Annotated in this window: 12 protein-coding genes and 1 tRNA gene; 11 read left to right on the forward strand and 2 right to left on the reverse strand. The window is 33.4% G+C overall.

Going from position 1 to position 12,688, the window contains the following annotated elements; translation table 11 throughout:
* The first annotated feature begins 48 nt into the window (after positions 1-48).
* From ABHQ57_RS01120 to ABHQ57_RS01170, 11 genes are all read left to right on the forward strand, one after another.
* Positions 49-134: transfer RNA gene (locus ABHQ57_RS01120), tRNA-Leu, on the forward strand.
* Positions 135-214: 80 nt separating this feature from the next.
* Positions 215-1,405 (forward strand): DUF5018 domain-containing protein, encoded by a 1,191-nt coding sequence (locus ABHQ57_RS01125; protein ID WP_167712506.1) that lies wholly within the window; start codon positions 215-217, stop codon positions 1,403-1,405.
* A 109-nt stretch (positions 1,406-1,514) separates the two neighbouring features.
* Positions 1,515-2,222 carry a DUF547 domain-containing protein gene (locus ABHQ57_RS01130; RefSeq protein ID WP_167712507.1) on the forward strand — a complete coding sequence of 236 codons (708 nt, stop codon included), beginning with the start codon at positions 1,515-1,517 and terminating at the stop codon, positions 2,220-2,222.
* Positions 2,223-2,295: 73 nt separating this feature from the next.
* Complete coding sequence (locus ABHQ57_RS01135) at positions 2,296-2,631, forward strand: arsenosugar biosynthesis-associated peroxidase-like protein (RefSeq protein WP_047788229.1); 336 nt, start codon at positions 2,296-2,298, stop codon at positions 2,629-2,631.
* A 162-nt stretch (positions 2,632-2,793) separates the two neighbouring features.
* Complete coding sequence (arsS, locus tag ABHQ57_RS01140; RefSeq protein WP_125064410.1) at positions 2,794-3,849, forward strand: arsenosugar biosynthesis radical SAM (seleno)protein ArsS; 1,056 nt, start codon at positions 2,794-2,796, stop codon at positions 3,847-3,849.
* 151 nt (positions 3,850-4,000) lie between these two features.
* Positions 4,001-4,516 carry a rhodanese-like domain-containing protein gene (locus ABHQ57_RS01145; RefSeq protein ID WP_047788227.1) on the forward strand — a complete coding sequence of 172 codons (516 nt, stop codon included), beginning with the start codon at positions 4,001-4,003 and terminating at the stop codon, positions 4,514-4,516.
* Positions 4,509-5,144, forward strand: a complete 636-nt coding sequence (locus ABHQ57_RS01150) for a TIGR04282 family arsenosugar biosynthesis glycosyltransferase (protein ID WP_167712508.1) — start codon at positions 4,509-4,511, stop codon at positions 5,142-5,144. The genes ABHQ57_RS01145 and ABHQ57_RS01150 overlap by 8 nt, the downstream gene beginning before the upstream one ends.
* A gap of 102 nt (positions 5,145-5,246) precedes the next feature.
* A complete protein-coding gene (locus ABHQ57_RS01155) occupies positions 5,247-6,065 on the forward strand; it encodes a purine-nucleoside phosphorylase (RefSeq protein ID WP_073182476.1) in 819 nt (272 codons plus the stop codon).
* Positions 6,066-6,276: 211 nt separating this feature from the next.
* Complete coding sequence (gene arsM, locus ABHQ57_RS01160; RefSeq protein WP_167712509.1) at positions 6,277-7,245, forward strand: arsenosugar biosynthesis arsenite methyltransferase ArsM; 969 nt, start codon at positions 6,277-6,279, stop codon at positions 7,243-7,245.
* Positions 7,246-7,372: 127 nt separating this feature from the next.
* A complete protein-coding gene (locus ABHQ57_RS01165) occupies positions 7,373-8,407 on the forward strand; it encodes a S66 peptidase family protein (protein WP_167712510.1) in 1,035 nt (344 codons plus the stop codon).
* 87 nt (positions 8,408-8,494) lie between these two features.
* Complete coding sequence (locus ABHQ57_RS01170; RefSeq protein ID WP_167712511.1) at positions 8,495-10,678, forward strand: transglycosylase domain-containing protein; 2,184 nt, start codon at positions 8,495-8,497, stop codon at positions 10,676-10,678.
* Between the two features lie 92 nt (positions 10,679-10,770).
* Here ABHQ57_RS01170 and ABHQ57_RS01175 read toward each other — a convergent pair whose 3' ends face one another.
* Positions 10,771-11,283: a hypothetical protein gene (locus ABHQ57_RS01175; RefSeq protein ID WP_389861976.1), complete on the reverse strand. Its 513-nt coding sequence runs from the start codon at positions 11,281-11,283 to the stop codon at positions 10,771-10,773.
* 32 nt (positions 11,284-11,315) lie between these two features.
* On the reverse strand, positions 11,316-12,677 hold the full coding sequence (gene radA, locus ABHQ57_RS01180) for a DNA repair protein RadA (protein ID WP_047788221.1): 1,362 nt from the start codon (positions 12,675-12,677) through the stop codon (positions 11,316-11,318).
* Positions 12,678-12,688 lie beyond the last annotated feature (11 nt).

Genomic DNA, 12,688 nt, shown 5'->3' on the forward strand with positions numbered 1-12,688 from the left:
ATATGAGTGAGGTTTCATTTTAAAAGTAGTCATTAACAAAGCACATACGCTGAAGTGGTGGAATTGGTAGACACGTTGGACTTAAAATCCAATGGGCCGTAATGCCCGTGCGGGTTCAAGTCCCGCCTTCAGTACAAAAGCCTTAACATTTATTTGTTAAGGCTTTTTTGTTTTATAAAATTTACACCTATCTTAGCTTTTAAAATTAAAAATTATGAAAAGGAATACAGCCCTATTTTTTCTTATAACAGTCCTAATAGTTACTTTGTCTTGTAACAAAGAATACATACTAATAAATAATTACATTTCAAGTAACGAAAATGAAATACTAAGCTTTTCTATCAAAAAAGGAAGTTTTATTAAAAATTTTGAAATTTCAGAAGACTCTATTATAGGTCTAATTCCCGACTACGTAGAACTGGACGATGTTGAATTAGAAGTATTTATTTCTGAAAAATCCACCATAAACCCAGATCCAAAATCAATCACAAAAATAAACAAACCACTAACTTTTACTGTAACCGCAGAAAATGGCACTACTAAAACCTATACTATTGATATTAAAAGAGAATTAAGCGACCAAAACGATATCATTTCTTTTAAAATTAAAACAACAAATCAAACATTAGCAACAAGTATTGATAATATAGAAAATAAAATAACAAAAAAACTTCCTACTTTTTTAAACCTCTCTAACCTAACAACTGAAATAAACATATCAGAAAAAGCTTCAATTTCTCCTCTACCAAGCGATATAATAGATTACTCTTCCCCTGTTAACTTTACAGTTAAGGCAGAAAATGGCGTTGAAAAAACTTACACCGTAATTCTAGAACACGTTAGCAACTCTTTTTCAAACACCTGTAATCAATCAAATGCTAATAAATGGTTTGGCGGAGACAGCAGAACTAACGCTCCAGATATATCACCATACGATAGAAACCTAGGAACTGGTCAAAGTGTATTATTCCAAAACGACACAGAGTTATCCTCTTTTAGTGTTAAACTAGAAAGCAACTTTAAACATCATGAAACTGGAACTCCACATAATAAGACAATTAAACTAAACCTAGACATTAGAAACATAAGAGGTGAAATAGTTTCCACTGCCATAACAGAGTTAGACTCAACATTTCTTGGTGGATGGGTTGACTTTAATCTTTCTGATTTACAACTATTTTTTGAAGCAAATACTGAATATATATTCACATGGTACTTGATTGACGGAGCTAACTTAGGTGTAAATACAGGCTCTTCCGCATACATTAGTAGTGGAAACGGACTTTGTTTTGGACAAGGTTACTCTGGTCAGTCCAATATATCCTTAAATAATAATCTGAAAAACTGGAATACTTGGATAAAACATGAATGGTACTTCAATATAAAACTTCAGGGAAAACAATAATTTTAAAACCTTAACAAATAAATGTTAAGGTTTTTTTGTATCAAACTTTTAAAAATATCCTCTGTAATGTTCCCTCAAAACCTACGTCTAAACTTTAAAATCGAAAATCATGCGAAATATATTTTTACTGTTAAGTTTAGCTTTCTTCTTAAATTCTACTGCTCAAACCAACACTTTTGATGCGTTACTAAAAAAACATGTAAATACAAAAGGAAGTGTTAACTACAAAGGATTTAAACAAGACAAAGCTAAACTTCAAGCTTATTTAAATGAGTTAGCAAACATAAAACCTCAAAAATCTTGGTCAGCTTCAAAAGCTAAAGCCTTTTGGGCAAACGCATATAATGCGTACACCATTCAACTAATTTTGGACAATTATCCTCTTAAAAGCATTATGAATATTAAAAAGAAAGGTAAAGACGCATGGAGTATTCCTTTTGCTAAAGTTGGCGGTAAAACCTATACCTTAAATCAAATTGAACATGAAATTTTACGTAAAAAATATAGCGACCCAAAAATTCATGTCGCTGTAAACTGCGCATCAGGCTCTTGTCCTCAATTACCAAATTATGCCTTCACAGAAAAAAATTATGAATCAAAAACTACTCTTTTAATGAAAAAGTTTATCAATGATTCTTCAAGAAATAAAATCTCAGAAAATAACATCCAATTATCTAAAATATTCGAATGGTTTCAAGGAGATTTCACAAAAAAAGGAGACTTAATCAATTTTCTGAATCAATACTCAAATGTAAAAATTAATCAAAAAGCAAAGGTTAGTTATTTAAAATACGATTGGTCTTTAAATGGAAAATAATCTCATTACCCTTTTGTAAAACAGCTGTGAAAACAATTTGGTATTTTTACTTTTTTAATAGAAATGAAATAACATGTCAAAAACATACTACGATCCAGCCGACTTACGAAAGTTTAGCAAAATAACAGAATGGAGTGAAGAATTAGGAAACAAGTTCTTTGATTATTACGGAAAAGTCTTTGAAGAAGGAGCTCTAACCGCACGTGAAAAAAGCTTAATCGCTTTAGCTGTTGCACATACTGAACAATGCCCTTATTGTATTGATGCATACACTAAAGACGGGTTACAACGAGGTATTACTAAAGAGGAAATGATGGAAGCCATTCATGTAGGAGCTGCCATTAAAAGTGGAGCAACTTTAGTACACGGGGTTCAAATGATGAATAAAGTCAATAAATTAGAAATGTAAGCAGAAAACTAATTTTGAAAATCAAAATTATGTGAATCACTTATCCCGAGCATTAGTTTCAATCAAAGTGTATTTTGATTGAAACTACATTAGGAACTAGTCAAAGGATATTAAACACTAAAAAAGATGAGAAGCTGACCTTATTTCAGCTTTATAGAAAGGATAATGAAAAAATCTTTAAAATCTAGAAACAACGATTTAGCTAACACGCAACGCCAGCTTGAAATCATCTCAAACGGAATTTTTGCTGATGGTGAATTACCTACGTTTGCCAAAAAACTCAAAGAGACCAATCAGTTTCCATTACATCCTAAAAAATTAGAAATTCTTCAAATTAATTTAGGGTACATGTGTAATCAAGTTTGTGCACATTGCCATGTTGATGCTGGTCCTGACCGAAAAGAAATTATGACCACAGAAACCATGGAGCAATGTTTAGATGTGATTCGAAAAACTGGAGCACACACCCTGGATTTAACGGGTGGAGCTCCTGAAATGAATCCGAATTTTCGATGGTTTGTAGAAGAAGCTTCCAAAGCAGGAATTAAAGATTTTATTGTGCGCTCTAACTTAACTATTATTAGAGCGAATAAAAAGTATTACGATTTACCCGAGTTTTTTAAAAAGCACAATGTACATGTAGTTTCTTCTATGCCTCACTGGACTCGTGGAAAAACCGACAAACAACGCGGTGATGGTGTTTTCGACAAATCTATTGAAGCTTTAAAAATGCTAAATGCTGTGGGATATGGAATTGAAGGAACTGGCTTACAACTAGATTTAGTCTATAATCCATCAGGAGCTTTCTTACCAGGAGACCAAGCAGCTTTGGAAGCTGATTTTAAAAAAGCTTTGAAAGAAGATTTTGATATTATTTTCAATTCACTTTTTGCTATTACCAATTTACCTATCAGTCGATTTTTAGATTACTTAATTGCTTCCGAAAATTATGAAGATTATATGTATTCGTTAGTAGAAGCCTACAATCCTATGGCAGTAGAAAATGTAATGTGTACCAACACACTATCGGTAAGTTGGGACGGATATTTATATGATTGCGATTTCAATCAAATGCTAAATCTAAAAGTAGCAAGCAAATCACAGCACATTTCTGAATACAACGAAGCATTATTACAAAACAGAAATATCATTATCAATCAACACTGTTATGGTTGTACCGCTGGTGCAGGAAGTAGTTGTCAAGGAACCGTAGCATAGCTCAATGAATTAATAAAACAATGAAGTTATGTAAAAGTAAAATAATGTCACATCGAGTGGTTTTTCTGACATTTTGGAAGAAAAATTGTATCGAGATATAATCACTTTAATTCTCTATAGATTTTATCAAACACCGTGAATGTTTTTAGATATGAAAAACCTCTTCTTTCTCATATTATTAATATCCGTAAATTCTTTTTCTCAAAAGAACCTAGAACAGTTATTAAAAAAATATAATACTGAAAGTGTTCCGTATATTTCTGTTAGTGAACTACAAAAAGAAAAGCCTTTCGACTCCGCTCAAGGTGACAACACAATTATACTCGACGCTCGTGAACCTAGAGAATTCAAAGTCAGTCATCTTAAAAATGCTATTTGTGTCGGTTATGATCTTTTTAATTTAGAAAACACCTTAGCAAAACTTCCTAAAAACAAGAATACCAAAATTGTAGTATATTGTTCTTTAGGAATTCGTTCAGAAGACATTGCCGAAAAACTACAAAAAGAAGGTTTTATCAACATTTTTAACCTATATGGTGGTATTTTCGAATGGAAAAACCAAGGAAACACAATCGTTAACCTACAAAACAAACCTACAGAAAAAGTCCATGCTTTCAATAAAGAATGGAGTAAATGGTTACACAAAGGAGAAAAAATATATGAATAATCAAAATGAAGTGTCATTTCGAGAGCAGTCGAGAAATCTTCTTCTAATATTTACTAGAAACCCAGAATTAGGTAAAGTAAAAACACGTTTAGCTAAAACAATTGGAGACGAAGCTGCGTTAGATATTTATAAATTCTTATTAGAACACACAAAACAAGTTACCCAAAATTTAACTTGCGATAAAGCTGTATACTACTCGGTAAAAGTTCACGAAAATGATATTTGGAATGCTCCAGTATATCAAAAGCACCTGCAAGAAGGAAACGATTTAGGTATACGAATGCACAACGCTTTTCAACAAGCATTTTCTACTAGATATGAAAAAGTTGTAATTATTGGTAGTGATCTACCTGATTTAACTTCCGAACACATCAATGAAGCTTTTGAAAAATTGAATTCTAATGATGTAGTTATGGGGCCTGCAGAAGATGGTGGTTATTACCTATTAGGCATGAAAAAACTCCATGCTAATATTTTTCAAAATAAAGACTGGGGAACCTCAACTGTTAGAAAAGATACCTTAAACGATTTACAAAACGAATCAGTACATTTGTTAGAAACCTTAAATGATGTAGATGTTTTTGACGACATCAAAAACAACCCAGTATTCAATCAATTTTTAAACTAACCGTCATTACAAGGGAGTATACGAACGAAGTAATCTGCCTATCTCGAAGTCATAACTTAAAGATTGCTTCGCCATCGCTCGCAATGACAAACACAATATAAAATGCTAAAAAAACAACAACTACAAGAAACACAAGAATTTCTTCAACATAAAGGGATTACCAACCCAGAAATAGGAATAGTTTTAGGAACAGGATTAGGAAAATTAGTCGATGAAATAACCATTGAACAAGAAGTACCGTATGCTGACATTCCACATTTTCCACAAGCAACTGTAGAATTTCATTCAGGAAAATTAATTTACGGAACCTTATCGGGTAAAAAAGTGGTAGTGATGTCTGGTCGTTTTCATATGTACGAAGGGTATAATCTATGGGAAGTGACCTACGGTATTAGAACTATGCACGCACTAGGTATTAGAACTTTGTTAGTTTCTAATGCTGCAGGCGCTATCAACCTTTCTTATAAAAAGGGGGATCTAATGCTATTGGAAGATCATTTGAATTTACAAGGAGGTTCTCCTCTAGCCTTTAAAGGAGCAAATGAGTTTGGAAATATTTTTGCCGATATGTTAGAACCATATTCAAAAAAATTGAACACTCAAATGAAAGCTATTGCTAAAGCTAACGACATAGACCTGAAAGAAGGTATATATGCTAGTGTTGTAGGTCCGCAATTGGAAACTAGAGCTGAGTATAGAATGTTACAAATTTTAGAAGTAGATGCGGTAGGAATGAGCACTGTTCCTGAAGTTATCGTAGCAAAACAACTCAACATTCCGTGTGCAGCTGTTTCGGTATTAACCGATGAATGCGATCCCAAAAATTTACAACCTGTAAATATTACCGAAATCATTGAAGTTGCAGGAAAAGCAGAACCTAAAATGATCACGCTTTTTAAAGAATTAATTAATGAATTATAACATCATTCCGAACATAGTGAAGGAATCTTTTTAATGGAAGTAGCATCCAACCTTGAGGTTTCTCGCTTTAGCATGTCTTAAGCGGCAGTCGAAAGGCTCGAAATAACAAAACAAATTATAAAGCAAGACTATTAGAATCAAGAACCTAGACAAACAACACAAGTCTTTATTCTTTTATCTAACAGCGTAGCGGTCTTTAATCTTAAAAAATATGAGTTACTTAGAAACCACCAAAAATGTATATAAAGAAGCAGCGTTAACCCCTGATGTTGGTTTATGCTGTACAACAAACCCTATTTGGGAGTTACCAGGATTAAAAATTCCGAAAATCATGCAAGAAATGAACTACGGATGTGGTTCTACCGTACATGCTCGTGATTTAACCAACAATCCTAAAATATTATATGTAGGTGTTGGTGGCGGAATGGAATTGTTACAATTCTCTTATTTCTCACGTCAGAAAAACGGAGTGATTGGAATTGATGTGGTAGATGAAATGCTAGAGGCTTCTCGAAAAAATTTTGTGGAAGCAGAAGCTCAAAATCCTTGGTTCAAAAGTGAGTTTGTCGATTTACGAAAAGGTGATGCTTTACACTTACCTGTAGAGGACAACTCTATTGATGTAGCTGCTCAAAACTGTTTGTTTAACATTTTTAAAGCTGAAGAACTGAAAAAAGCCATTGCTGAAATATACCGCGTGTTAAAACCTCACGGACGTTTGGTTATGAGTGACCCTACGTGTGAGCAACCTATGAACGAAACCTTACGTAATGACGAACGTTTACGTGCCTTATGCTTAAGCGGAAGTTTACCGATTACGGAATACGTAAAAATGCTGACGGATGCTGGTTTTGGAACTATTGAAATTAGAGCACGTAAACCATACAGAATTTTAGACCCCAAAAATTACCCTACCGATGAATTGATTTATATCGAATCGATTGAAGTAGCTGCGATTAAAGATCCAATGCCTGCTGATGGTCCATGTGTATTTACAGGTAAAGCTGCCATTTACTTTGGAGATGAAGACTATTTTGATGACGGAGCAGGACACACCTTATTAAAAAATCAACCCTTAGCGATTTGTGATAAAACAGCCGCAGCCTTAAAAGCGTTAGGAAGAGACGATATATTTTTCTCAGAATCTACCTATCATTACGATGGTGGTGGATGTTGTTAGACATAAACTACTTTAGTTCTGAACCTCGCTAAAGCGAGGTTTTTTATTGCAAAAAAGGTTAACTTCGCCTCCAAAAAATAAAGTTTTTTATAAACTTACAACCATAAAAACACTTTTAAAAACAACCATGATAAAACCAAAAAAATTACAAAAAGGAGATAAAGTAGCTACAATTTCTTTATCATGGGGAGGTGCTGGAGAAATACCTAATAGATATCAAATAGGAAAAAAACAGATACAAGATAATTTTGATTTAGAAGTTGTTGAAACTAGAAATGCGTTAAAACCTGCTAAATGGATTTATGAAAACCCAAAAGCAAGAGCTGAAGACTTAATAGAAGCTCTTGAGGACAAGTCTATAAAAGCAATCATTTCTAACATTGGAGGAGACGACAGCATAAGAATGCTACCTTTTATCGATTTAGATATTATTAGAAAAAACCCAAAAATTTTTATTGGTTTCTCAGACTCTACTGTAACACATTTTTGTTTTTATAAAGCGGGAGTAACATCTTTTTATGGAACTTCAACACTTGTTGGATTTGCTGAAAATAATGGAATGCATCAATACCAAATAGATGACATTAACCAAACTTTATTTTCTAATAAAATTATAGGGAAAATTAGCCCTAATACTGAAGGTTGGACATCTGAACGATTAGAATGGGAAAATCCAGAAAACCAAAATACATCAAGACAGTTAACAAAACCCAATGGATGGAAGTTTTTACAGGGTACAAAAACAGTATCTGGAGAACTATTAGGGGGATGTTTCGATGTTTTAGAAACCTTAAAAGACACAAAATTATGGGTAACCCCTTCAGATTGGAAAGGTAAAATATTGTTTTTTGAAACATCAGAAGCAATGATGCCTCCCCATTATTTTCTTTGGATTTTAAGAAACTATGTTGCTTCTGGTATTATACATAATATTAAAGGATTAATAGTTGGTAGACCTTACGATAATCAATATGTAGTAGAATATGAGAAAGCATTAATTCAAGTAATTAGAGACGAAGCTGGTTTAACAGATTTACCAATAATTACAGAAATGGATTTTGGACATACTTGCCCTACTTTCACAATTCCCTACGGAATAAAAGCAGAAATAAACCCCGTAGATAAAACTTTTTCTATAATTGAAAGCGCTCTAACAAATTAAAACCAATTTCTAATCACATCTCTCTTAACCCAAACCATTATATTACACTCTTACAATTTTACCAACTAGAATTCGTTATTTTGTACAATGAAAATATTGAAAGAAATACAACTTCAACTTAAAGGAAGTAAGAAATTAACTCTTTTGTTAAAATACGCTACAGGATTAATACTGTTTGGAGTTCTTTTAGTAGTAGTATTATTTTCGTTAGTATATTTTGAAGTCTTTGGGAAGCTCCCTAATAAAGAAGAATTGACATCTATCATCAATGAAGAAGCTTCTTTAATTTATTCATCAGACGAGATAATTATAGGTAAACTATTTGCTGAAAACAGAACCAATGTTCGACTAGAACAAATCCCAAATCATTTAAAAGAAGCTTTAATAGCTACAGAAGATAAACGGTTTTACTCACATAACGGTTACGATGGTCAAAGCTATGCACGTGTTTTCTTTAGAAGTATTTTACTACAAGACGCCTCAGGTGGTGGCGGAAGCACCATTACACAACAGTTAATTAAAAACCTATACGGAAGGCAATACCATGGTTTTTTGAGCATGCCTATCAACAAAATCAAGGAGCTCATCATTGCCAGTCGTATGGAGAAACTATACAGCAAAGATGAGATCTTGTTATTGTATTTAAACTCGGTTCCTTTTGGAGAAAACAATTTTGGGATAGAATCGGCTGCTAATCGATTTTTTAACAAATCAGTTAGTGAATTAAACATTGAGGAGTCTGCCGTACTTGTAGGAATGTTAAAAGCCAACACCTATTACAACCCAAGATTAAATCCAGAGAACGCAAAAAAACGTCGCAATACAGTTCTTCAGTTAATGAATAACGAAGCCTATTTAAGTAATAAAGTTACCGACAGTTTACAAAAACTACCTATTACACTTAACTACAAAAACCTTGATGTAAATGCCACCGCTGGTTATTTTACCTATCAAGTGAAGAAAAAAGCAGTAGAAATTGTAAAAAAAATAAATGATAGCACCAATACTTCTTATAATTTAGAAACCGACGGATTAAAAATTCATACAACACTGAATTACGATATTCAAAAAATTGCAGAAAAATCTGCTAAAGAGCAACTCATCATCAAGCAACAACAGTTGAATAAGGAGCTAGCTTCAAACAGACTAAAAAATAGATGGTTAAAAAAGCAGCAGTTTACAGAAAAAGATAAACAAAACAGAACTATTCAACTTTTTGATTGGGATAGCACAAAAACCATTACTGGTAATAAAATTGATAGTCTTTGGTATTATGATAAAATGCTAAATGCTTCTGTATTAGTTACGAATCCGAAGAATGGCGCAGTAATCAGTTGGGTTGGCGGAAATAACTTTAACACACTTCCTTTTGATATGGTGTTATCACACCGTCAAATAGCCTCTGCCTTCAAACCATTTTTATACGCTACAGCACTAGAAAATAGAATTTCTCCGTGTGATTATTTTGAAAACGAGGAAAAAACCTATCCTGAATACGATAATTGGGAACCGAAAAATGCCGACCATAGCTCAACTCCCGATAAAAAAGTTGCCATGTGGTATGCGTTGATAAAATCTATGAATATTCCTAGTGTAAACCTATATTTTAAACTAGAAAAAGAGTGGTTGATTAATGCTTGTGAAAAGTTACTATTCCCAGAAATTACTGACGATGCTCCTTCTATTGCTTTAGGCACACTAGATTTATCGCTATTTGAAGCCACAAGAGCTTACGGTGCCTTTGCCAATAAAGGTAAAATGAATGATTTGTACATGATTCATAAAATTACCGATAAAGAAGGAAATATCATTTACGAAAGTGAAAAGCAAAAGGCAAAAAGAGTATTTACAGAAGAAAGTACACAAACGTTAACTACTATTTTACAACAAGCTGTAGAGCAAGGAACAGGAGCTAGCATAAGAAATAGGTATAAAATTAAAAGTCCGTTAGCCAGTAAAACAGGTACCGCTCAAAACTATACCAACGCTTGGTTTATGGCGTATACACCGAATATTGTTCTCGGAACCTGGATTGGTACCTCTAAAAATGACGTACATTTTACTAGCGGAAATGGCTCTGGTTCTTCTTTAGCACTGCCTATTGTAGCCAACATTCTAAAAGAAATAGAAAACACACCCGAACTAAAGGAAAGATACTTAACCTCTTTTGGTATTCCTGAAGAGATTTCTTCGTCAATAGACTGCCCTCCTTACAGAGAAAAAGGAATTAAAGGATTTTTAAACAGACTTTTTGGAAAGAAAAAGGAATAGGTTATTCTATTTGGTTAATGAGAATCAACAGGCTATTTTTAAACAAAAAATCAACTAATAAAAAAGAGAACCTAAAAGGTTCTCTTTATTTTTTATTCGAAAGTATAAGCAAAGCTACCATCTCTTAGTCTATGAGCTATTACCCCAGTAGAATCATAGTTCTCAACATCCAACTCAAAAGTACCTTTCACTACTTTCTTATCATTATCAACCAATGTTATTGTTATACTTCCTGATACCGTAACTTGTAAATCATCATCTAATAAATCTATATACTTTATATAAGTATCATTATCTACACTTTCTCTATTTATTTCTATTGTTTTTCCAGCAACTAAATGCTCTCTATTAATCCACATATTTACTTCTTTAGGTAGTAAAGTTCCTTGCAAGTAAATAAATTTATCATTTGGATAATTAGTGTTTATACTATTAGAAGCCTTCTTTGTACCCAAAGCATTATTCATCTCATACACTTCTCCATTAATAGTTACTTTCATAGCATAATTTCCTAGACTTAAATCTTCATCTTCTCCCGAAGAAGAACAAGAAGCAAATCCAAAAAGCACTAACATTACAAGAGGGATAAATAAATTCTTTTTCATTTTTTTTAATATTTAGGTTTATAATTAATTTTCTAAGCAAACAAGGTAGCAAAAGCCTCTTCAATCTTACTTACTAAAATCAGTTTTATAGAATGGTTTTTGCTCGTAATCTTGTTGTATTTTGAGGTTACAAAGGTTTTATATCCTAACTTTTCAGCTTCGGTAATACGCTGATCTATTTTAGAAACAGGACGAATTTCACCTGCTAAACCAACTTCAGCTGCAAAACACACATCTGGATTGATGGCTAGATCTTGATTTGATGATAAAATCGCTGCCACTACCGCTAAATCTATTGCTGGATCGTCTACATGAATTCCACCGGTAACATTTAAAAACACATCTTTCGCTCCTAATTTGAACCCCGCACGCTTTTCTAGCACCGCCAAAATCATATGCAAGCGCTTCAAGTTGTAACCCGTTGTAGTTCGTTGTGGAGTTCCATAAACTGCTGTTGAAACTAGCGCTTGAATTTCTATCATTAACGGACGAATTCCTTCTAAGGTAGATGCAATGGCAGTTCCACTTAAATCAGCGTCTTTTTTTGAAATTAAGATTTCTGAAGGGTTCGATACTTCTCGCAATCCATCCGATAACATTTCATAAATCCCTAATTCAGCCGTAGAACCAAAACGGTTTTTTTGTGAACGTAAAATTCGGTAGGTATGATTTCGATCTCCTTCAAATTGCAACACTACATCCACCATGTGCTCTAAAATCTTAGGCCCCGCAATATGTCCTTCTTTATTAATATGTCCAATTAACAAAACTGGAGTTGCCGTTTCTTTTGCAAATTTTATCAATTCTGCGGAAGTTTCTCGTATTTGGGAAATACTTCCTGGTGACGCTTCAATTGTATCCGTATGTAAAGTTTGGATAGAGTCTATTACCAACACATCTGGCTGAACTTCTTCAATATTTTTAAAAATCTGTTGGGTATTCGTTTCGGTAAGAATTAAACAGTTAGGATTTTTTCCTTCGATACGTTCAGCACGCATTTTTATCTGCGACTGACTTTCTTCTCCAGACACATACAATACTTTTTGCGGAATTTGTAAAGCAATTTGTAACAACAACGTAGATTTTCCAATTCCTGGTTCTCCGCCTAATAATACTACTGCTCCTTTCACCAATCCGCCACCTAAAACAGTGTCTAACTCTTGATTCTTGGTGCCAAATCGCTCTTCTGGATTCAATTGAATATCTTCAACTCGTAAAGGTTTCGCTATTCTTTTTTGTGTGTTTGATGGCGATTTCCAACTTCTTTTTTCTTCTTTTTGAATCACTTCTTCAACAATAGTGTTCCATTCTTTACATGAGCCACATTGCCCTACCCATTGCGCGTGTTGCGCGCCACAATTTTGACAGAAAAAAGTTGTTTTGGTTTTTGCCATTCGATTTGTAA

Origin of the sequence: Tenacibaculum sp. ZH5_bin.1, from assembly GCF_042865525.1 — a bacterium.
Lineage (GTDB): Bacteria > Bacteroidota > Bacteroidia > Flavobacteriales > Flavobacteriaceae > Polaribacter > Polaribacter mesophilus.